Below are 20690 nucleotides of genomic sequence, written 5' to 3'. Positions count from 1 at the left end.
AGTGTTTTTTATAATTACTTTTTCAATAAGGAATTACCGGTCATTTCTTCTGGTTTAGACACATCCAATAAATCAAGCAAGGTTGGTGCTAAATCAGCTAAAATTCCACCATCTCGTAATTCCGCATCCTGCTCGGTCACGATGACCGGAACCGGATTTGTCGTATGTGCTGTCATTGGGTCTCCATCAAGCGTCATGACCTCATCGGAGTTACCATGGTCAGCTGTAATAATCGCTTTACCACCAAGCTCGAGAATTTTATCAACAATCTTACCTAAACATTCGTCCACTGCTTCAATTGCTTGAATGGTCGGCTCTAGCATTCCGGAATGCCCGACCATATCCGGGTTGGCGAAGTTCAAGATAATTGCTTGCTGGTTACCTTCTTCAAGTTCCTGCAGTAACGCGTCCGTTACTTCATAGGCACTCATTTCTGGTTGCAAATCGTAGGTAGCTACTTTTGGTGAATCAATCAATATTCGTTTTTCACCAGGGAATTCTTCGTGACGTCCCCCACTCATAAAGTACGTGACGTGCGGATATTTTTCTGTTTCGGCAATTCGGAGTTGGTTCAATCCATTATCGGATAGGACTTCTCCGACCGTATTCTTCAAATCAGTTGGACCAAATGCAACTGCACTATTTATATCATTACTATAATTCGTAAATGTGACGAAATCAATATCCTGAGGAACATTTTCACCACGTTCAAAGTCACGGAAATCTGCGTCCGTAAATGTTTTCGTGATTTGAATCGCCCGGTCTGGACGGAAGTTGAAGAAAATGATTGAATCATTATCTTCAATTAAACCAACTGGGTCTTCATTTTCATCCATGATGACGGATGGCTCGACGAATTCGTCAAATACTCCATGCTCATAGGACTCACAGACGACATCGAGCGGATGCTGATAAGTCGGGCCTTTCCCGTGTACCATTGCGTCGTACGTTTTCTTCACGCGGTCCCAGCGATGATCCCGGTCCATCGAATAATAACGGCCGGAAACTGTTGCAAACTTCCCGACACCCAACTCCTGCATTTTCTCTTCCGTTTGACGAATATATTCAGCAGCTGTTTTCGGACCTACATCTCGTCCATCCAAGAAAGCATGTACATAGACATTTTCCAAATCATTCGCTTTGGCAAGTTCCAAAAGGGCGAATAAATGGCTAATATGACTATGAACGCCTCCAGCTGACAACAATCCGAATAGATGGAGTGCTTTTTGATCGGTCTTCGCTTTATGAATCGTCTGAAGGAAAGCTTCAATCTGGAAGAAGTCGCCTTCGCGAATTGCCAGATTCACCCGGGTCAGGCTTTGATAAACAATACGCCCAGCACCGATATTCAAGTGTCCGACTTCCGAGTTCCCCATTTGGCCTTCTGGCAGTCCGACTGCTTCTCCGCTTGCAGTCAATTGATTGTGGGGATATTCATTCCAATATCGATCAAAGTTTGGAGTTTTTGCTAGTTTTACCGCATTTCCTTTTACTTCATCCCGTATAGCAAAGCCATCCAGAATGATTAGAGCTGCTAATTTATCTTTATTCATTCATACCTGCCTCCACAAGGGATAAGAAAGAATCCGCTTCTAGGCTCGCACCGCCAACTAACGCACCGTCTACATCGGACTGGCTTAATAATTCATCAATCGTTGCCGGCTTCACACTGCCGCCGTACTGGATAATTACGTTATCCGCTGTTTCTTCTGATGTAAGTTCTTTAATGACATTACGAATTTCACGGCATACTTCATTCGCATCTTCACTTGATGCAGTCTTGCCTGTACCGATTGCCCAAATAGGCTCATAAGCAATGATCGTCTCCGCTATTTGTTCAGCTGATAAATCTTTCAATGCTGCTGTAACTTGGCTCTGAACAAGTTCTACCGTTTCATTCGCTTCTCTTTGCTCAAGGCTCTCCCCAACACAAACGATTGGTGTTAATCCGTGCGCATGAGCCGCTTTCGTTTTCTTATTAACTGTTTCATCCGTTTCTGCAAATAGTTCTCTGCGTTCGGAGTGTCCCAAGACAACATGGGTTACACCGATATCTTTCAGCATGACCGGGCTTACTTCTCCAGTGAACGCACCGCTATCTTCAAAATGCATATTTTGGGCAGATACTTTAATTTCTGTACCATTCGTTGCTTCTACTAATGCTGGCAAATAAGGAAACGGCGCACAAATGATAGCTTCAGCCTTGTCATTTGCCGGAACCTTTTCCCGGATTGCCTCGACAAATTCCTTTGTTTCACTAGCTGTTTTGTTCATTTTCCAATTTCCTGCAATTACATTTTTACGCATAGTTTCACACTCCCTACTTATTTTTCATCTAATGCTGCGATACCTGGCAGAACTTTCCCTTCCATAAATTCAAGAGATGCTCCTCCACCAGTTGACACATGATCCATCTGTCCAGCGAAACCAAATTGCTCAACTGCTGCAGCCGAGTCTCCACCACCGATAATCGAGAATCCTTCTGTTTCAGCAAGGGCCTTGGCAACTTCCCTCGTCCCGCCAGCAAAAGAATTCATTTCAAAGACACCCATCGGTCCATTCCATAAAACCAACGCAGACTCTTGAATCGTTTTGCGGTAGATTTCCCGGGTTTCCGATCCAATATCAAGCCCTTCCCAATCCGCTGGAATTTCATTTACAGGTACAATTTTTGTATCTGCTGTATCTGAGAAGTCATCAGCGACTACAATATCAACCGGCATAAGAAAGTTGACATTCTTCTCTTTGGCTTTTGCTATAAATTCATTGGCCAGGTCAATTTTATCTTCTTCAAGAAGCGATTTTCCAACCTCATGACCTTGAGCTTTAACGAATGTATAAGCCAGTCCGCCACCGATAATCAGGTTGTCTACTTTGTCGAGCAGATTATCGATTACATTAATCTTATCCTTAACTTTTGCTCCACCAATAATTGCTGTGAACGGACGTTTCGGGTTTTCCAGTGCATTACCAAGTATTTCAATTTCTTTTTCCATTAAGAATCCCGCAGCTGCTGGCAGCTTCTCTGCAACACCTACTGTTGAAGCATGTGCTCTGTGAGAGGTTCCGAAAGCATCATTCACAAAGAGATCCGCGAACTTCGTGAATTCTTCGGCTAGTGCTGGATCGTTTTTCTCTTCACCTGCTTCAAAACGAACATTCTCAAGAAGAAGAATACCCCCTTCTTGCATTTCGGAAACGGCATTTTCCACTTCTTTTCCAAATACTTTATCTGCTTTTAATACTTCTTTACCAAGCAGGTTGCTTAAATGTTCTGCAACAGGATCTAATCTTAATTCTTCTACTACTTCCCCTTTTGGTCGGCCTAAATGACTTACCAAAATTACTTTGGCACCTTGCTCCGTCAAATATTCAATTGTCGGGATTACTGCTTTGATTCTCGTATCATCCGTCACCTTCCCGTCCTGCATCGGAACGTTCAAGTCAACGCGGCATAGTACGCTCTTCCCTTTTACATCGAAGTCTTTCATTGTCTTCTTCTTCAAATCATCAACCTCCCAAATGGTTTTTGCAAAATTTTTGTTACATTGCTTTATATTTTGCTTTTCATCCATCATTATATACCAGGCGTAAATGAAACGCTTGTGATTCATTGAAATTCGTTGAATAATTGGATATTAAATATTTTTAATATGTACGTTGGATTTCCAGCCTGTTTTTTAAAAGGAAAAAAAGCGAAGGAGGATGACTTTTCCTCCTCCGCTTTTTGTGCATTTACAATTAGCCGATTGTAATTATAATCCTTTGCTGTTAAGAAGTTCTACAAGGTCGATACAACGAGCTGCATATGCATATTCGTTGTCATACCATGAAACAACTTTTACCATGTTGTCTTCCATAACCATTGTGGATAGACCATCAACGATAGAAGAGTGTGCGTTACCGACAATGTCAGAAGAAACGATTGGATCTTCCGTGTAATAAAGAACACCTTTCATTGGACCTTCCGCAGCTGCTTTGAACGCATTGTTTACTTCTTCTGCCGTTACATTTTTATCCAATTCAGCAACTAAGTCTGTTAATGAACCATCTGGAGTTGGAACACGTACTGCCATTCCGTTCAACTTACCGTTAAGTTCAGGTAATACTTTACCTACTGCTTTAGCAGCACCAGTTGTTGTTGGGATAATATTCTCAGCTGCTGCACGTGCACGACGATAGTCTTTGTGCGGCGAGTCAAGCGTATGCTGGTCGTTCGTGTAAGCGTGGATTGTCGTCATCATTCCACGTTTCAAACCAAATGTATCATTTAATACTTTCGCAAATGGTGCAAGACAGTTTGTTGTACATGAAGCATTTGAGATAACGTGGTGGTTTGCTGGATCATATTGATCATCGTTTACACCCATTACAATTGTTAAGTCTTCATCTGATGCAGGTGCAGAAATGATTACCTTCTTCGCGCCAGCATCAATATGTTTCTGTGCTTGATCACGTTGAGTGAACCGGCCTGTAGATTCGATTACTACATCTACACCAAGCTCGCCCCAAGGAAGATCCGCTGGGTCTCTTTCAGATAGTACTTTAATTTCTTTCGTACCGATGAAGAGGCTTGAACCTTCTGCTTTCACATCTTCTTTCAATACTCCGTGTACAGAGTCATATTTCAAAAGATGTGCAAGCATATCTGCATCTGTCAAGTCATTAACTGCTACTACTTCCATATTTTCACCATGTTCTAATGCATGACGCAATGCAATACGACCGATTCTACCAAATCCGTTAATACCAACTTTTACTGTCATGTTATTGCCTCCCTAAATTTATAAAAGATGTTTTGTTGATAAATTTATATTTAAAAGGTATTTAGCCTTTTAAAATCGCTTCTGCGCAGGCTTCATCCGTGATTAAAAGATCACTTTTCCCTGCTTCAAAATAAGACGCAATCGCTTTGGCCTTTGATTTTCCGCCTGCAATCGTCACGACATGACCAATTTCTTTTAAGTCATGCAAATGAAGTCCAACAGTACGGACCCTGTAAACAGTATTACCCTTTTGGTCAAAATAATATCCAAAAGCTTCACTAATTGCTTCATTCTCTTTTAGTTTATCGAGAACTCTTTGAGGTGTCTTACGGCGATTCGCCATTTTAAGGGCATCTCCGACACCATGCAGGACAATATCTGCTTGTTGAATTTTATCCACAATCGCCTGAATAGACGGCTCTTCCATTAAACTCAGATACGCTGCTTCACTTAGTGGGTCCGGGACATAGAGTAAGCTATAATTACCGCGGGATTTCTTAGCCATCTCTTCAGCAATTCTCGTCGCCTGATTCTCAACTTTTTCGCCAAGCGCACCTCGCGCAGGCACAAAAAGATAATCTTCCTCTTTATTAAGAGGGGTCATGACATCAGCAACTGCAGCAATCGTACTGCCACCTGTAACAGCAATCGTATTATTCGCAGTAATAATGGATTTCAAATAGGAAATACACGCCTTACCCATTTCCTGTTTTACCCATTCTTGTTCATCACTGTTCCCCGGGACAATGATTACCTTGTCTAGAGATAGTTTTTCCTTTAAACGTTCTCTTAAAACATGGATTCCTTTTAATTCACTCATAAATTCTGTCAGTTCCTCTAGCAGACGCTTGCCTTCCTTCGTGACATACATCCCTTTACTCGTAATCTCAAGCAATCCTTGTTCTTGGAGAAAGTCAACTTCACTGCGGACTTGACGTTCTGTTAATCCCACATTTTCACTGAGTGCCCGCCTTCCAATTGGATGGAAGAGACTGACACTTTGCAGAATCGCGAAACGTTCTTCTAATACGTGAAGCAAATCTGGTACAAGTTGTTTCTGAAGATTAACGATTGCTTTCATACCGCTACTCCTTCTACTGGACAACTTATGTCCATACTAGTCAATTTATGTCCCTCTTCATTTACGATTATATCATAGTGATTTATTTTTACAACTAAAAGGAACATAAAAAGAGAGAAATTAGTTTAACCTAATCTCTCTCCGAATGTTTTTTAAGGAAAGCTTCCATTATATTGTAGCTGATTTCTTCACAATTCATTTGTTCACCGTTAATTTCTAGTACTGGAATTTGAAGCTGGTATTCCGCAAGCCATTCATCCTTTGCGTGGATATCCCGTTTTTCCAATGTATGAGGATAGTCGATTTCAAAAGTAGATAGTAATGCTTCTGCTTCATCACATAATGAGCAGTTTTCCTTTGTGTAAAATATAATATGCACCTGTTCATTACTCCTTTCTTCGTTTAAATGAAGCGGGGATATTTAATTCCTGTCTATATTTCATCACTGTTCTTCTCGCAAGCTGGACCGAATATTTTTCCTGTAATTTATTCCTTATCTTCTCATCTGATAACGGCCGGGTTCTGTCTTCCCCATCAATTATTTGATGGATCAAATGTTTCAGAACAATTGTCGCTTTTTTCCCATCTTCCTGTTCAATTCCAGATTGAAAAAGGAACTTTAACGGATAAATTCCGTGTGGTGTTTCGACATACTTGTTGTTAATCGCTCGGCTGATTGTTGAAGGATGCAATTCAAGCTCGTCAGCAACATCATTTAATGTCATCGACCCCAAGTGAAGGATACCGTAATCAAAAAAGTCGATCTGCTTCTTTACAATCTCACGTATGACAAGTTCGATCGTAGCCGTTCGATACTTCAGCGCCCCTTCAAGCCATTGCAGCTGCTCTCGTTTGGACTTTAAAAACTTTTCCACTTCTTTGTCCGCCATTTGCTTATAAGTTGAATCGATCACCAACTTCGGAACTGTCCAATGATGGAAAGTAATTTTCCACTTCGCTTGAACCTTCCATATCTTCGCTTCAGGAACAATATATTCCACCTGCGTCGTATCCAGCAGTTTGCCAGGCTTAGGATCGCAAGTTTGAATAAGCTTGACTAATTCATTGTATTCTTCCCTTGTAATTCCATACGTTTCCTCTATCACAGAAAAGTTAAAATCGGCAATCCAGTCTAAATGGTGGATGAGCAAATCTTCCATAAAAGAACGATAACCATCCATCTCATAAAGCTGAAGATAAATACATTCACCGAGATGTCTGGCACCAATACCTCGTGGTTCGAGTTGCTGAATAATATGTAAAGCCTCTTCCGTTATTGAAGTTGTCGTATTGCAAGCACTGGCCCAATCTTCAAGCGTTATTTCCAAATAGCCATTTTCATTCAGGGAATCGATCCCAAATTCAACAATTGGAATAAACTCTTTCGGGATATCGATATTCAGTAATTGCTCCTTTAACTGGTCATATAGCGTTTTCTCACTCGAATTCATCGCTTCGAGGGAAAACGTATCAGATGCTTGATAAGTCGGCTGGCGTCCATCTGCGTCATAGATAACTTCTTCAATTAACGGATTATCTTTTGCTATTTCATTAATATATTCATATAATTCAGTTGAAGTAAACTGAAGCATTTGGATAGACTGGATGAGTGACTGGTTCAGTTTATGCTGGATTGTTTGCTGCTGGACCAAGTGTTGCTTCAAAACAGACAACCCCTTCTCCATAAAATATCCCTGATTCCACTATATAATGATAAATCATTTTGCACAAAGATTGATAACCCCTCCTTCATTTATCTCACACATTCATACAGCGTAAGTATTTTGCGCGTTCTTATGGTTTGCTCTCTAATCGCCGTTCAGTTGCCCGGGGGACGGATGCGCATCCTTAGGCACGGCCTCAGACTCCTCGGAAGAGAACCGCTTCCTGCTCAGGCCTGGACACGTGCTTTTACCGTAGGAGTCACCGTCCCTCGGGCAACTGAACTGGTGAAGATGATTATGATAAATTGATATTATTCCATCACTACATCAGTGTAAAGATTGCATTTACGGAATAATAAACAGTGATCTAAATTTGACCTTTCCTGGTAGCAGTCCAGACACCTCGAGACTCCTGCAGGAGGCCGGCTAAGAACGGTCACGTCCTGTGACCAACGCCGGCATTAGAACTTCCTGTTCGGAGGTAAGCCTGGCGAGACCCCGCAGCGCGTTAGCGCGAGGAGACTTGCCAGCCGCTCAGCAGGTGCGAGAGGTGTCTGGACTGCGGACCCCCAGAAGTGAGTTTCGAATACTTACGCTGAATGATAGTGTTGGTTTAGATTAGGAATTAATGAAGACTGCTTAATTTTTCATTTTTGGATCTAGAGCGTCTCGGAGGCCGTCGCCGATTAGGTTGAAGCCCAGGACGACGAGGACGATGGCGATTCCTGGGACGATGACAGTCCATGGTGCGAGTTGGATGAAGTCTCTGGAATCTGCAAGCATCTGCCCCCACTCAGGTGTCGGCGGCTGTGCGCCTAATCCAAGGAAACCTAATGCTGCCGCTTCTAATATCGCCGTACCAAAACCAAGTGTCGACTGGACGATAATTGGAGCTACGCTATTCGGCAAGATATGTTGAAATAGAATCCTGCCATGCTTCATCCCCTGAGCTTTCGCCGCCATAATATACTCTTCTTCCCGGAGACTGATTACGCGGGATCTGACAAGCCTGCCGAAGATCGGTACATTAATAATCGCAATTGCCAGTAAAGCATTCTGCAAAGATGGTCCTAGAATCGCAACAATTGCGATTGCTAATAGGATGCTTGGGAAAGCTAGTAAAATATCAAAAATTCGGGAAATGATCATATCAACCCAGCGGCCGAAATAACCAGCGACAATACCTAGAAATGTCCCGAACACTAGTGCACCTGTAACAGCGATAAAGCCTACCATCAAAGATACCCTTGCCCCGTAAACAAGCCTTGTGAAAATATCTCTCCCTAAATGATCGGTACCAAACCAATATTCCCCAGAGGGCGGATGTAACCGGTTTGCAAGATTTTGTTCATTATAGGTGTATGATGTGAACAAGGGCGCAAATATCGCAACCAAAATAAAAAATATAATGACCGAAAGCCCGATAACCGCTAATCTATTTTTCCGCAATTGACGAAATGAATCTTTCCATGGTGAGGCAGCTTCCATCTCATCATAACCGATTGACTGGCCATCCATTGCAGGATTCGGTACAAGTTGTTCTGTGTTTTTTTCATCTAGCTTCATTCACACCACCCCCTAATACTTAATCCTTGGGTCAAGTTTTTTGTATAAAATATCAACAAATAAATTAATTATAACGAAAATGAATGCTATAACTAATATCCCGGATTGGATTACCGGGTAATCCCGGTAATTAATCGCTTCATAAACATATCTGCCGATACCCGGCCAACTGAAGATTGTTTCCGTTAAAATTGCACCACCTAAGAGCACACCAGTTTGCAGCCCAATTACTGTAATGACGGGAATCATCGCGTTTTTCAAAGCATGCTTATAGATTACTAGAAATTGTCCAGACCCTTTCGCGCGAACCGTACGAATATAATCCGATTTCATTACTTCGAGCATGCTTGACCTGGTCATCCGCGCAATGATTGCCATCGGAATCGTTCCAAGTGCGATACTTGGCAAAATTAAATGTTTCAATATCGTACCTGTTCTGGCAAAGTCAAGGTGAATTAACGAATCCAATACATAGAGATGAGTAATTGCTGCAATCGGATCTCGGCTATCTTGTCTTCCGTAAGCAGGCAGCCAGCCAAGCTCTTGAGCAAATACCCACTGTTCCATAAGAGCTAACCAAAACACAGGCATAGATACTCCGATTAATGCAATGAGCATAGCCGCTAAATCAAACCATGAATTCTGTTTCCAAGCGCTAATAATTCCAGCATTAACCCCGACTATAATTGCAAAGACCATCGCAAACAGCGTAAGTTCGAAGGTCGCTGCTATGTACGGAATAATTTCGGTTGAGATTTCCGCCTTGGAACGAAGTGATGTGCCCAAATCACCTTGTAAAATATCTAATATATAATGCCAATATTGGACAAAATATGGTTCATTCAACCCCATCGTCTCTTCTAAATTTGCAATTGCATCTGCCGTTGCTGTTTCACCTAAGATAACCTGTGCAGGGTTACCTGGAATGAGATGAACGATTGAAAAGGTAATGAGCGTCATTCCAATTAATACAGGAATAAGCATCAGCATGCGGCGAATTATATAGGTTACCATTTTTCCACCCTCATTCTGTAAAACTTCTTATGTGTAGATAAAGATAGGGATAGCAGCAACAGACTACTATCCCTTCATTTTTCCACTTTCATCTCTTTGTGAATTACTCACTCAGCTCTACTTCTGCAAGAGATTCACTTGTAGATGGATGTGGGACATAGTTTTGCACTTTACTTGTAGTTGCCATGACTGGTGTCGAGTGTACAAGTGTAACCATTGGTGAATCTTGAGAGATGAGCTCTTGCGCCTGTGCGTATAGGTCAGCTCGTTCATCTTGATCGATTGCCCGTTTTGCAGCATCCAGCAATTCATCGACCTCATCATTTTGATAAAATTCCCGGTTACTGCTTCCAACGTTAGAGCCATGAAGCAAGCTGCTCAAGAAATAATCCGGGTCGCCATTTGTTCCAGACCAGCCGAGCATATATAATTGATGCTCTCCTTGAGCTGTCTTCTCTAGATATGGTGCCCACTCTTCACGTACGATGTTGGCTGTTACCCCAACATCGGCCAGATTGCTCTGAATAATTTGAGCAACTGTTTCCGGGTCAGGCATATATGGACGAGCTACTGGCATGGTCCATAATTCAATTTCCATCCCATCTTCAAATCCAGCTTCAGCAAGCAATTCTTTCGCTCTGTCTGGATTATATTCATAAGCTTCAACATCATCGTTATAGCCAAGATATCCTGGTGGTAACGGATTCTTCGCTGTTGTTGCATACCCAGCATACAAAGCATCAGCAATGGCTTGTTTATCAATGGCATAATTAATCGCATGACGCACTTCTACGTCGTCAAGCGGTTCACTCTGTGTATTGAAACCAAGGTACCCAATATTGTTTTCAGACCTAGTCAATAATTCTAAACCGTCTTCTGCTTCTACACCTGCAGCATCATCTGGATTCAAGCCATCCATAATATCAATCTCACCAGAACGAAGCGCAATGAGGCGAGCGGCATTATCAGGTATTACTTCAAAGATAACTCGGTCAAGTTTCGGCAAGCCATCAACCCGGTAATCTTCAAATTTCTCTAGAACAATTGCATCATCCTTTGTCCAACTGACAAATTTAAACGGCCCTGTCCCTACCGGATTTTCATTAATCTCTGGACCATATTCCTCCAAAGCTGCTGGAGAAGTAAGTCCGAAATAACTCATTCCGAGGTTTTGTAAAAAGAATCCAAGCGGCTGATTTAGAATAAATTCAATCTCATGGTCGTTTACAACGTTAATTTCCTCGATGACATGCCCGTCTTCCCCTTTAAAACCACCGAACATCGTTCCGTACATAGAATAAACATAGCCGTCGTCGGAAAATGCATATTCGTGTTCCGGATCTGCCCACCTTTCAAAATTGACTTTTACAGCTTCCGCATTAAAGTCTGTTCCATCGTGGAATGTTACTCCTTCTTCCAAATAAAAAGTATAAGAAAGACCATCATCAGAAACTTCCCAATCATGAGCGAGACCTGGAAGTAAGTCAAAGGAATCCTCTTCAAAGGTTAATAGGCCTTCCAACACTTGCTTCGTGACTCTTGAAGATTCCCCGTCCGTTGTACTTCCCGGGTCAAGACTTTCCGAATCTCCTCCTCTAGCAAAAACGAGTACCTGATCACCAGATGTGGCCGCCTCTTCTGCTTCAGCATCTTCCTCACCCGCTTCCGTTTCTTCCGCGTCTGTATCCGGCGCGTCATTCGTATTCGCGCCACCATCACCGCTACACGCCGCAAGTGCCAACAAAAATATAAGTAATGCGGCAAGCAAAGACATTCGTAACTTCATTTTTTATCCCCCTTTTAATAAATATATATTTCATTGCTCGTCATTATATAAATGGCAGGCAACAAAATGCTGATCATCAACCGGTCCGAATTCCGGCCTTACTTGCGAACAAATATCCATCGCAAATGGACACCTCGTATGGAATGCGCACCCGGTTGGCGGATTCGCTGGACTTGGTACATCCCCTTCCAAAATGACCCGTTCTTTTTTAATATCCGGATCCGGTTCTGGCACTGCAGATAATAATGCCTGCGTGTATGGATGTTTCGGTTCCGCATAAAGTGCATCTTTTTCCGCAAGCTCTACCATTCTCCCTAAATACATCACACCGACCCGGTCACTAATATGTTTTACAACGCTCAAATCATGCGCAATAAAAATATACGTCAGTTGAAACGCATCACGAAGCTCTTCCATTAAATTCAATATTTGTGATTGCACGGACACGTCAAGAGCGGACACTGGCTCATCGCAAATAATTAGTTTCGGATTATTTGCAAGTGCTCGAGCAATTCCAATGCGCTGCCGTTGTCCCCCACTGAATTGATGGGGGTATCTGGAAGCATGGTAGCTGCTTAAACCAACCACTTCCAGCAGCTCTTTTACACGTTTGTTCCGGTTTTCTTTGGACTTCATTCCATGGACAAGCAGCGGCTCACTGATAATCTTCTCCACTGTATGTCGTGGATTTAAAGATGCATAAGGGTCTTGGAATATAATTTGCATATCTCTTCTTAATTTCCGCATTTCTTCTGAACGGAGATTCGTTATATCTTTTCCTTCGAATTTCACTTCACCCTCTGTCGGCTCAATCAGACGCAAAATCGATTTCCCTGTCGTTGATTTCCCGCAACCTGACTCACCGACAATTCCTAAAATCTCTCCTTCCCTCACATGAAAGGTAACATCATCAACTGCTTTCACTTCTCCAATGGTTTTTCCAAAAATACCACCTTGAATTGGAAAATACTTCTTTAGTCCATTCACTTCAAGTATTGGTTGTGACATCTTTCAATCGCTCTCCTTCCTGTTCAGAATGTAAGAAGCAGCGACTTTCACGACCCTCTCCAATGTTGTAAAGCTTCGGGTTCTCTTTAAAACAGCGCTCAAAAGCAAATTCACAACGGGGAGCAAAACGACAGCCAACATGGTCCTTCCTCGGTCTTGCTACGGTCCCCGGGATGGAATAAAGCTTCTCTTCCCTTCCATGAAGTTTTGGCAAGGAACGAATGAGTCCCTGGGTGTATGGGTGTTTCGGAACTTTCAAAATTTCTCTCGTCGTCCCCTGCTCCACAACTTGCCCAGAATACATAACGACGACACGGTCACAAATATCCGCCACTACTCCTAAGTCGTGCGTGATAAGTAAAATGCTCGTCTCTTTTTCTTCATTGATTTTCTTCATGAGATCAAGAATCTGCGCTTGAATCGTTACGTCGAGAGCAGTCGTTGGCTCATCGGCAATAAGTAAACTGGGGTCACTTGACATGGCCATTGCGATCATTACCCGCTGCCGCATCCCTCCAGACAATTGATGAGGATATTCATTGACAATATTTTCCGCCCGGGGAATACCAACAATCTTCAGCATTTGTACTGCTTTTTCAGTAGCTGTCCGCTTACTTACTTTTTGGTGCAGCCGGATTGCCTCTCGCATCTGGTTGCCAATTGTAAATACAGGGTTAAGCGAAGTCATCGGCTCTTGAAAGATCATGGAGATTTCGTTTCCGCGAATTTTTTTCATCCGTTTTTCATTCGCCGCTGCCAGATTTTCACTCTTATACCTAATGGAACCGCTTACAATTTTACCGGGAGGTTGAGGGATAAGTTGTAAAATGGACAAGGAGGTAACACTCTTCCCACTGCCTGACTCCCCTACGACACCTACTACTTCACCTTTATGTACGGTAAAACTTACCTTATCCACTGCAGGTATCTCTCCACTGTCCGTGAAGAAATGGGTGCTTAATTCTGTCAGTTCTAAGATTGCTTCTTCCATTTTCTCCCTCCTTCACATTTTTATAGGGTTACTCTCCTCATTAATATACAGAAAATTGTTGAATATATCAAGATTAAATTTTGTTTTTACTGATAAATTTCTATATACAGGGAAATGTAGACAATTCATCTGCATTTGTTGTTTCTATTAAGAAGATTATTTTTACAGTTTAGAAAAAATAGCTTATACTCTTAACAAAGGAGCGTGAATAAGATTGATTGAAGTCTATACGGACGCTGCTTCAAAAGGTAATCCCGGTGAGAGTGGAATCGGGATTGTGATAAAGAACGGAAAGGATTATGAAGAATATTCTTATTCAATCGGTATATATTCAAACCATGAAGCAGAATTTCACGCGGTAATTAAGGCAATGGAATTATGTATGTCGCACCATCCAGAAGAAATACTTTCATTTCGAACCGATTCCAAAGTTGTCGTTGATACCGTGGAAAAGAATCATACAAAAAATAAGAACTTTCTTCCCCTGCTGGAAAAGATACAGGAATTAAGTAAGCAATTCCCGTTATTTTTCATTAAATGGATTCCTGAAAAACAAAATCAACGGGCAGATCGACTAGCAAGGGAAAGTATTCATAAATTAAAATAATGAGAATATAGGGTGAATAGAAATTGAACAAAAGTATTATTTTAATCGGTTTTATGGGAGTCGGGAAAACAACGCTTGGTAAAGAGCTTGCCCGCAAGATGCAATATCCATTTTTGGATATCGATGCGGAAATTGAATCGAAGTATGGGATGGAAGCTGTAGATATTTTTAAAATACACGGGGAAAAAGAATTCAGGAAGACGGAAAAAGAAATGATTCTAGATGCCTGTCAGTTGGAAGGTAAAGTCATTTCTATTGGTGGTGGAGCATTCATGCAAGAGGAAATTCGTAACGCTTGTATGGAGCATGCTGTCGTTATTTTTCTAGAGATGTCATGGGATTATTGGAAAGAGCGAATTAGTCTTTTACTTCCGACCCGACCAGTCCTTCAAGGTAAAAGCTTGGAAGAAATTAAAAAGCTCTTTGATGAACGCCAGGCCATCTATCAGAAACATCATATTCGCTTGCCAATTGATAACCTCGGTGTCAATAGTGCAGTAGACGCTATTTACGATGAGCTGAAATTAATAGGCGGATTACAATAAAAAAGACAAGGGAATGAATTTCATTCACTCCCTTGTCCTTCGTCTCATCAGCGCGCCCAGGAGGATTCGAACCCCCGACAAACCTGGTACCGGAAACCAGCAAAGCACATTTCAAGGTATTTCAAAGCCTATCAATCTATTGATTTAGTTCTGTTTCTTCTATTGTATATGCTAGATTATTCACCATGTGTTAGATGTTTCGTTAGATAATAAGTTAGAAATTATTTTTTAAGACCGCCGGATTTGGCGGTCTTATCTAATCTATCCAAACACTAACTAAACTGTCCAACGGTATTTCCATATCCTCTAACCTCAAATAATTTAATAATGGATTAATCCCTAAAAGCTTTCCGCGAGTTTTGTGATAATCGTGGTCTTTAAAATATTCAATCTCCACAGTTAAATCTTCATTCAAAGCCAGCTGCAGCTTCATATTAATTTCTACTATTTGCTGTTCGTCCAACATTGGTTTCTCTTTCCATTCTTGCTGCGCCCACATATCCTCTAGCATGCTCTGATGTTCTGGCAGCATGATTGATGTCCATTTCTTAGTACCTCTGTCTTGCATTACGCTATCCCCTTTCTTATGGAACCGCACGAAAGGATATTATCAAGCTTCAATGTGCGGACTTTTTTACGGTAGTAACAGTAAACCAAGATGTGGCTGTCATTCATTTTTAGGACACGTACATATCGTTGGGTAACCTCACCGCTGGAATCCATATAAAAAATAACGATTTTTTCTTTATGCTGCATTGATTTGATAAATAATCCTTTCATGCTATTCCTCCACTACAGAACTATTGTTCGTATTTAGTTTTATTATAAACGAATATTTGTTCTGTTTCAAGGTAAAAAAATAAAGCCTATAAAAGGCTTTTATAAAATTCCATATGATATCTTAAACATGCTTTATTTTAAACCTCGATGTTCTGTATTGATCGAAAGCATAATTTGTAAATTTTTCAACTAATGCTTTAAGTGATTGCCAAACTATCCCGAGTATTCCTCTAGTTCGAAACAGTTGTTTAGTTTTGAAACTCAATTTGGAGTCGTGAGTCTTAGCAATTTCTATAAATAATAGAATATTATCCTTTGGAGTAATTACGTCTTTAACAGCAAATAAAAACGAGAAAATTACAAATCGTTTCGTATTTATGATTTTTTCAAGACTCATTAAGTCACTCTTATTTATTTTTTGTTTCTTGCAATAATCCACTAGTTCGTGTCTACTTTTATACATCTCAATATGCGCTAATAATATTATAACAGGCAAAATGTACAAGAAAAAGGAATACATTAATGATCTAAGTCCGGAAATATCTTTTTGTCTAAAAACATAATAAATGCCAAATTGAACGCCGATTAGCCCAGCAATTATAATTATTGCGATAAAACCGACCATATTCATCTACGCCCCCTTCTTTTCTTTTACATCATAAGTTTTACCCACTCTTTTATCTTTCATTCCTACTATCCACTCAAATCCAGCGATAAAAGCTAATTTTATTGCGATAACGATAAAAAATATGTTCACATTAATTATATCATAATTCCCCATTCTCATGCTAGCAGATAGCGATATAAAAAATTGACCTTCTACTTCTCTTATCGTTAACATGTTTATCCATCCCGCTAAGCAAATCAATCCTACAATACCTACTATAGTTTGGATAACTTTTAAAAACGCAGGTTTTAACCCAGATGAGTTTTCATGATAACTTAACCAATACATTGCATAAAATACAGCTAAATTACTAAATAAATTAGTTGGATCAGCTGTATCCATAGTAGACTTCCAAATGATAAATAAACTCGCCCATGTTAAAAGTAACTTCAACAGATACACCGCCTAGGATATTCGTACCACTATAATACCAAATTAATATATCTTTTCAAGGCAAGGTATCTTTATAATTATATATATTCCACAAAAATGATTAAATTCCTTCTTTAAAAATATATTTAAGAAATAAGAAAAAATGACCCAGGGTTTTCCGCACCTTGGCTTTATACAAATCCGACCACACAACAGTTGTACTGGGGACATTTAATATGTCCTTTTCTTTTTGCATAAATAAATAAAAAAACTTCAGAATAAGTGTTGACTTACACCTAATTAGGTGTTATGCTATATTTAGAAGTTAAGAAACGGACAAAACAAAAGGAGATGGATGAAATGAACGTTATGAAAAGAGCTTGGGAAATCGCTAGAGAAGGTCAAAGCAAATTCGGTGGTAAAGTTAGTGAGTACATTTCCGAATCACTTAAGCAAGCATGGTTTGAGTATCACATTTTCCAAGAGAGAGTTAATGACGCTAGACAGTTGCTTAATGAGTTTAGATCATTAGCACTTAAAGCTAAAAAATACAACCCCGAAACTCAAGTGATCGATGTTGAAGAGGTATTGGCGGTTGCTACGCCGGAAAACGCATATAAGCTCTATGTGCACTCGTCTAGAAAAGTTAATCAAGCTAAAAAGTACTTAAAACAACTGAAAGCGAAAGCTGCATAATGGCTAAAACAAAGGATTTAACAGGCAAGCGCTTTGGAAAATTAATGGTTATGCACCAATTAAAAGAAAAGATTGATAATCGGATTGCTTGGCATTGTATATGCGATTGCGGTAACGAGGTAGATGTTAAAGGTGTGTATCTTACCACGGGACAAACTAAATCTTGTGGGTGCCTTAAAAAGGATATGGACAATACAAATCTTCGGGAGCAATACGACAGCAAACGCGTCGATGGCGTGGTCACCCCACTTTTCAAAGGAAAAACGCCACGCAAAGACAGCTCTACGGGTTTTAGAGGAGTAGAAAAATACTATACCCGTAAATCAAAAGAATTGCGATACAGAGCGTGGATAACGGTAATGGGTAAGCGTTACTATAAGTCTGGATTTGAAACGCCAGAAGACGCTTATTACAAAGGAAGACTGGAATTAGAAAGAAAACACTTGCCAGGAAGGAAGGATTGATAAAATGAAAGAAATAGATAATTATATGACACCAGCAGAGGCAGCGTACCGTTGGGGCATTAAAATTGAGAGGTTAAAGGAAAGGTTAAAACCCTCTCGCAATAATGAGGAAATTGAACAAATGGTGAAGGATGGCCAAATTAAATATTTTATAGAACCGGGAAAGAAAAATAGATCATGGATAATATCAACGGATGCCATGGAGAAATGGTACCCAAAAGAAAGTAAAAACGTTCCACTTTAACTGTTGACTTACACCTAATTAGGTGTTATAATATAATTAGAAGGTAAGGGAACAGCACGAAACACACCAACTAACGGGTAGCGACCAACGCTAAAGGAGAATAAAAAATGGGAAGAACAGTACAGTACGAAACAGAAAATTACGTGGTGGTAGAGGTTAACCAAATGTACATGACCATCAACAAGCACACGGAAGACGAAAGCGAACTATTTGAAACGGTAGAAGAAGCGATCGAATCGTTACCAGAAAGGAATTAAAAATTGAGGGGCTTGTCCCCTCTCTCAAGCAAAAAAATAGACCGGAGTTTTCCAGGCTCCGGTCTTAGTGTGTTTCCTACATATATAACAGCATCGTAACTACATTATACCAAATTAATCAAACTTCCACCAGAAGCCTTGACTGTCTAACCAGCCGCCGAATTTCTTCTGATACTCATCATTGAGTCCGCCTGTAACGATATATGGGTTATTCCCATTTGAAGCATAGGCTTTCCAATAATTTACTTTATTATCTCTGAGCCATTGCGCTGTCTTAGCGAGGTTTTCGGGATTAAGTCCGCCTGTACGTATTTTAGGATTTGCTTTAGGCTTGGATGCAGTTGGCTTGGACTTGGATGGTTTATCACTCTTAAAATTTTGCCCAAAGTATTTTTGGATCCCTTTAACATCAGCTACCGCCATGTCCTCGATATATTGTGCTTGTTTGCTTCCAAAGATCAATTCAAAGTCCTTATTATTTGTCATAAAGCCATGCTCAATTAAAACAGCCGGCATATTTGTTTCTCTGGTAATGTGTAAATTTGTCCACGTTCCTAGCACTCCCGCATGCAGTCCGTCCCCATGAGTGGAATAACCTGCCTTTTTAATCTCGTCACGTATGTGAGTGGCTAACCTTCTACCCTCGGAAGATGTCCCCCAATAAAACACGCAACGACCCTCCACGCTTGAAGCCCCCGCATTGGCGTGCAGTGATACAACGATATCGACTTTTTCACGGTTGTAGAGATTTGTCCTAGTGGTTAAAGGAACGTCTTTTTTATTGGGCTGCTGCCCCATAATTACCGTGTGCCCGTTTGCTTCCAATAATTCTTTTATACGCTTGCCTAGTTGAGCGTTAAAACTATGCTCTGCGTAGCCTTTACCGCCACGATAAACACCTTTATTAGGCGGGAACGTATTTACTCCATGACCTATATCTAAACCGATTTTAGCCATTAATAATTCCTCCTTAATATTTTATGCAAAAGAAAAGACACCTCGTAGTTGAGATGTCTTACTTCATTCCTCTATCTTTTAAAAACTTCTCATTATGCTGTGCTTTTTTAGTGACGTTATTATTTTTCCACCAAGCCCACACAGCGACTGCTACAGTGGCGACTGCGGACACACCTTCATAAACCTGTTCTTCCGAAAATGGCAATGGGTTCCACCCGAATGTAATTAGCGTCTGGTTAACCAATAAAATCACTAATACTGCTAATCTTGTGATTGCTGCTTGCATTTAAATCATCCTCTTAAAATATATTTGCTATTGCAATACCAATAACTCCGGCAACGACAGCTGTAATTGTGGCAGTGATAATGGCTCCTGTTATTTTTCTACGTATCCAGCCAGTATCGTCTTTAATTTCTTTAATCGTATCTTTAATGGTTCGGATTTCTTGATCTTGTAGCTTGTCGTTTATTTGTAAAGACGAAATGTCGTTTTTCATACTTGCTTGATCATTCGCCAATTGTTTCTGATCACTCTTTAAACTATTTATATCCTGCTGTATGCTTTCGCGCCAAACGTCCATGTTGGTCACGTCCTTTTCATCCATTTTCAACCCCCTAAAAATAAGACTTCTCGTATTTTCCCATGAAAAAAGCACCCCAGCTGGGGTGCTCATCTACTATTGCATATTCATTTTTCTGTAATAACGGCGCATAAATCGCAAAGCTGTTTTTCGTCTCCATCTTCTTTTATCATTTCAATTTCTTCGGGACTAAAATGAGTCCCACATTTTAAGCACTTCATGATAAATCCCTCCTTTTATCTTAATATTCGACATCAGGAGGGATTATCCTCCTTTTTACCTAGTAATTTCGTATTTCTTTTAATAAACTTCTTAGTTCTTTTGCAGATTCTTCAACACCAACAAAATACTCCTCTTTTTCTAATTCCTTGTCACCTAAATGATAGTATTTTTCTAAAAAAGAGCTTATTTTCTGTACTGTTTCGGCTGAACCATCTTTATAATATGGAGATAATGAAGCTACTAAAACAGTGAATGCATTACCCACTTTATCAATGTAATCAGCATCGATAGTACCGTATAACCCACCTCTACCACTTAAGTTTAATGCGCTTCTTGCGGCTAATTCTAATGACATCGATTTTTTATGCATATAAATCCCCTCCTGCCATCATCATACAATACAGGAGGTCAAAAGTCCTCAT

At 40.5% G+C, this 20690-nt stretch carries 26 protein-coding genes; 6 read left to right on the top strand and 20 right to left on the bottom strand.

All coding sequences use genetic code 11. From position 1 onward, the window contains the following. Positions 1-14: 14 nt before the first annotated feature. The 12 genes from gpmI to LZD48_RS03630 form a co-directional block, all read right to left on the bottom strand. The gene (gene gpmI, locus LZD48_RS03685; RefSeq protein WP_235761383.1) at positions 15-1553 is read right to left on the bottom strand and encodes a 2,3-bisphosphoglycerate-independent phosphoglycerate mutase; all 1539 of its coding nucleotides are present in this window, start codon (positions 1551-1553) and stop codon (positions 15-17) included. Beyond that, on the bottom strand, positions 1546-2307 hold the full coding sequence (gene tpiA, locus LZD48_RS03680) for a triose-phosphate isomerase (protein WP_235761382.1): 762 nt from the start codon (positions 2305-2307) through the stop codon (positions 1546-1548). The genes gpmI and tpiA overlap by 8 nt, the downstream gene beginning before the upstream one ends. Before the next feature lie 17 nt (positions 2308-2324). After that, entirely contained in the window at positions 2325-3506 is a 1182-nt protein-coding gene (locus LZD48_RS03675; RefSeq protein WP_235761381.1) for a phosphoglycerate kinase, read from the bottom strand. A 249-nt stretch (positions 3507-3755) separates the two neighbouring features. Then, positions 3756-4766 (bottom strand): type I glyceraldehyde-3-phosphate dehydrogenase, encoded by a 1011-nt coding sequence (gene gap / locus LZD48_RS03670; protein WP_235761380.1) that lies wholly within the window; start codon positions 4764-4766, stop codon positions 3756-3758. Positions 4767-4827: 61 nt separating this feature from the next. Beyond that, positions 4828-5847, bottom strand: coding sequence for a sugar-binding transcriptional regulator (locus LZD48_RS03665; protein WP_235761379.1), 1020 nt, complete (start codon positions 5845-5847; stop codon positions 4828-4830). Between the two features lie 130 nt (positions 5848-5977). Further along, entirely contained in the window at positions 5978-6226 is a 249-nt protein-coding gene (locus tag LZD48_RS03660; RefSeq protein ID WP_235761378.1) for a glutaredoxin family protein, read from the bottom strand. A 7-nt stretch (positions 6227-6233) separates the two neighbouring features. Continuing rightward, complete coding sequence (gene rpoN / locus LZD48_RS03655; RefSeq protein ID WP_235761377.1) at positions 6234-7511, bottom strand: RNA polymerase factor sigma-54; 1278 nt, start codon at positions 7509-7511, stop codon at positions 6234-6236. A gap of 639 nt (positions 7512-8150) precedes the next feature. Continuing rightward, the gene (nikC, locus tag LZD48_RS03650; protein ID WP_235761435.1) at positions 8151-9029 is read right to left on the bottom strand and encodes a nickel transporter permease; all 879 of its coding nucleotides are present in this window, start codon (positions 9027-9029) and stop codon (positions 8151-8153) included. Positions 9030-9089: 60 nt separating this feature from the next. After that, positions 9090-10091 carry an ABC transporter permease gene (locus LZD48_RS03645; protein WP_235761376.1) on the bottom strand — a complete coding sequence of 334 codons (1002 nt, stop codon included), beginning with the start codon at positions 10089-10091 and terminating at the stop codon, positions 9090-9092. A 103-nt stretch (positions 10092-10194) separates the two neighbouring features. After that, entirely contained in the window at positions 10195-11877 is a 1683-nt protein-coding gene (locus LZD48_RS03640; RefSeq protein ID WP_235761375.1) for an ABC transporter substrate-binding protein, read from the bottom strand. 30 nt (positions 11878-11907) lie between these two features. Continuing rightward, positions 11908-12885, bottom strand: coding sequence for an ABC transporter ATP-binding protein (locus LZD48_RS03635; RefSeq protein WP_235761374.1), 978 nt, complete (start codon positions 12883-12885; stop codon positions 11908-11910). Further along, positions 12866-13876 (bottom strand): ABC transporter ATP-binding protein, encoded by a 1011-nt coding sequence (locus LZD48_RS03630; protein ID WP_235761373.1) that lies wholly within the window; start codon positions 13874-13876, stop codon positions 12866-12868. Before LZD48_RS03630 ends, LZD48_RS03635 begins: the two co-directional genes overlap by 20 nt. A gap of 214 nt (positions 13877-14090) precedes the next feature. On the opposite strand from LZD48_RS03630, the gene LZD48_RS03625 reads away from it, so the two are divergent. Beyond that, positions 14091-14483, top strand: coding sequence for a ribonuclease HI family protein (locus LZD48_RS03625; protein WP_235761372.1), 393 nt, complete (start codon positions 14091-14093; stop codon positions 14481-14483). Positions 14484-14506: 23 nt separating this feature from the next. Continuing rightward, on the top strand, positions 14507-15028 hold the full coding sequence (locus LZD48_RS03620) for a shikimate kinase (RefSeq protein ID WP_235761371.1): 522 nt from the start codon (positions 14507-14509) through the stop codon (positions 15026-15028). Positions 15029-15284: 256 nt separating this feature from the next. Here the strand turns inward: LZD48_RS03620 and LZD48_RS03615 are convergent, their stop codons facing one another. From LZD48_RS03615 to LZD48_RS03600, 4 genes are all read right to left on the bottom strand, one after another. After that, complete coding sequence (locus LZD48_RS03615; RefSeq protein ID WP_235761370.1) at positions 15285-15596, bottom strand: YolD-like family protein; 312 nt, start codon at positions 15594-15596, stop codon at positions 15285-15287. Then, positions 15596-15808 carry a hypothetical protein gene (locus LZD48_RS03610; RefSeq protein WP_235761369.1) on the bottom strand — a complete coding sequence of 71 codons (213 nt, stop codon included), beginning with the start codon at positions 15806-15808 and terminating at the stop codon, positions 15596-15598. The genes LZD48_RS03615 and LZD48_RS03610 overlap by 1 nt, the downstream gene beginning before the upstream one ends. 121 nt (positions 15809-15929) lie before the next feature. Then, positions 15930-16439 (bottom strand): hypothetical protein, encoded by a 510-nt coding sequence (locus LZD48_RS03605; RefSeq protein ID WP_235761368.1) that lies wholly within the window; start codon positions 16437-16439, stop codon positions 15930-15932. After that, positions 16440-16868, bottom strand: coding sequence for a hypothetical protein (locus LZD48_RS03600; protein WP_235761367.1), 429 nt, complete (start codon positions 16866-16868; stop codon positions 16440-16442). A gap of 339 nt (positions 16869-17207) precedes the next feature. On the opposite strand from LZD48_RS03600, the gene LZD48_RS03595 reads away from it, so the two are divergent. The 4 genes from LZD48_RS03595 (at position 17208) to LZD48_RS03580 (ending at position 18508) form a co-directional block, all read left to right on the top strand. Further along, positions 17208-17543: a hypothetical protein gene (locus LZD48_RS03595; protein WP_235761366.1), complete on the top strand. Its 336-nt coding sequence runs from the start codon at positions 17208-17210 to the stop codon at positions 17541-17543. After that, positions 17543-18007, top strand: a complete 465-nt coding sequence (locus LZD48_RS03590; RefSeq protein ID WP_235761365.1) for a hypothetical protein — start codon at positions 17543-17545, stop codon at positions 18005-18007. Before LZD48_RS03595 ends, LZD48_RS03590 begins: the two co-directional genes overlap by 1 nt. A 4-nt stretch (positions 18008-18011) precedes the next feature. After that, complete coding sequence (locus LZD48_RS03585; RefSeq protein WP_235761364.1) at positions 18012-18251, top strand: helix-turn-helix domain-containing protein; 240 nt, start codon at positions 18012-18014, stop codon at positions 18249-18251. Between the two features lie 107 nt (positions 18252-18358). Continuing rightward, positions 18359-18508: a hypothetical protein gene (locus LZD48_RS03580; RefSeq protein ID WP_235761363.1), complete on the top strand. Its 150-nt coding sequence runs from the start codon at positions 18359-18361 to the stop codon at positions 18506-18508. Between the two features lie 114 nt (positions 18509-18622). Here the strand turns inward: LZD48_RS03580 and LZD48_RS03575 are convergent, their stop codons facing one another. The 4 genes from LZD48_RS03575 to LZD48_RS03560 form a co-directional block, all read right to left on the bottom strand. Next, positions 18623-19465, bottom strand: a complete 843-nt coding sequence (locus LZD48_RS03575) for an N-acetylmuramoyl-L-alanine amidase family protein (protein ID WP_235761362.1) — start codon at positions 19463-19465, stop codon at positions 18623-18625. A gap of 58 nt (positions 19466-19523) precedes the next feature. Beyond that, entirely contained in the window at positions 19524-19751 is a 228-nt protein-coding gene (locus LZD48_RS03570) for a phage holin (RefSeq protein WP_188859864.1), read from the bottom strand. 13 nt (positions 19752-19764) lie between these two features. Further along, positions 19765-20070, bottom strand: coding sequence for a hemolysin XhlA family protein (locus LZD48_RS03565; RefSeq protein ID WP_235761361.1), 306 nt, complete (start codon positions 20068-20070; stop codon positions 19765-19767). 256 nt (positions 20071-20326) lie between these two features. Continuing rightward, the gene (locus LZD48_RS03560) at positions 20327-20638 is read right to left on the bottom strand and encodes a hypothetical protein (protein ID WP_235761360.1); all 312 of its coding nucleotides are present in this window, start codon (positions 20636-20638) and stop codon (positions 20327-20329) included. Between the last annotated feature and the right edge of the window lie 52 nt (positions 20639-20690).

The organism is Oceanobacillus alkalisoli, assembly GCF_021556485.1.
In the GTDB taxonomy this organism is placed as follows: domain Bacteria; phylum Bacillota; class Bacilli; order Bacillales; family Amphibacillaceae; genus Oceanobacillus; species Oceanobacillus alkalisoli.
This window is presented reverse-complemented; position numbering and strand designations above follow the sequence as displayed.

Coding starts and splice junctions, on each gene's coding strand:
- nikC (WP_235761435.1), bottom strand. CDS start 9,029: ATGGATGGCCAGTCAATCGGTTATGATGAGATGGAAGCTGCCTCACCA.
- LZD48_RS03590 (WP_235761365.1), top strand. CDS start 17,543: ATGGCTAAAACAAAGGATTTAACAGGCAAGCGCTTTGGAAAATTAATG.
- LZD48_RS03575 (WP_235761362.1), bottom strand. CDS start 19,465: ATGGCTAAAATCGGTTTAGATATAGGTCATGGAGTAAATACGTTCCCG.
- LZD48_RS03570 (WP_188859864.1), bottom strand. CDS start 19,751: ATGCAAGCAGCAATCACAAGATTAGCAGTATTAGTGATTTTATTGGTT.
- LZD48_RS03605 (WP_235761368.1), bottom strand. CDS start 16,439: ATGAATATGGTCGGTTTTATCGCAATAATTATAATTGCTGGGCTAATC.
- LZD48_RS03640 (WP_235761375.1), bottom strand. CDS start 11,877: ATGAAGTTACGAATGTCTTTGCTTGCCGCATTACTTATATTTTTGTTG.
- gpmI (WP_235761383.1), bottom strand. CDS start 1,553: ATGAATAAAGATAAATTAGCAGCTCTAATCATTCTGGATGGCTTTGCT.
- LZD48_RS03610 (WP_235761369.1), bottom strand. CDS start 15,808: ATGAAAGGATTATTTATCAAATCAATGCAGCATAAAGAAAAAATCGTT.
- LZD48_RS03565 (WP_235761361.1), bottom strand. CDS start 20,070: ATGGATGAAAAGGACGTGACCAACATGGACGTTTGGCGCGAAAGCATA.
- tpiA (WP_235761382.1), bottom strand. CDS start 2,307: ATGCGTAAAAATGTAATTGCAGGAAATTGGAAAATGAACAAAACAGCT.
- LZD48_RS03615 (WP_235761370.1), bottom strand. CDS start 15,596: ATGCAAGACAGAGGTACTAAGAAATGGACATCAATCATGCTGCCAGAA.
- LZD48_RS03585 (WP_235761364.1), top strand. CDS start 18,012: ATGAAAGAAATAGATAATTATATGACACCAGCAGAGGCAGCGTACCGT.
- LZD48_RS03630 (WP_235761373.1), bottom strand. CDS start 13,876: ATGGAAGAAGCAATCTTAGAACTGACAGAATTAAGCACCCATTTCTTC.
- LZD48_RS03635 (WP_235761374.1), bottom strand. CDS start 12,885: ATGTCACAACCAATACTTGAAGTGAATGGACTAAAGAAGTATTTTCCA.
- LZD48_RS03665 (WP_235761379.1), bottom strand. CDS start 5,847: ATGAAAGCAATCGTTAATCTTCAGAAACAACTTGTACCAGATTTGCTT.
- LZD48_RS03560 (WP_235761360.1), bottom strand. CDS start 20,638: ATGCATAAAAAATCGATGTCATTAGAATTAGCCGCAAGAAGCGCATTA.
- gap (WP_235761380.1), bottom strand. CDS start 4,766: ATGACAGTAAAAGTTGGTATTAACGGATTTGGTAGAATCGGTCGTATT.
- LZD48_RS03645 (WP_235761376.1), bottom strand. CDS start 10,091: ATGGTAACCTATATAATTCGCCGCATGCTGATGCTTATTCCTGTATTA.
- LZD48_RS03595 (WP_235761366.1), top strand. CDS start 17,208: ATGAACGTTATGAAAAGAGCTTGGGAAATCGCTAGAGAAGGTCAAAGC.
- LZD48_RS03580 (WP_235761363.1), top strand. CDS start 18,359: ATGGGAAGAACAGTACAGTACGAAACAGAAAATTACGTGGTGGTAGAG.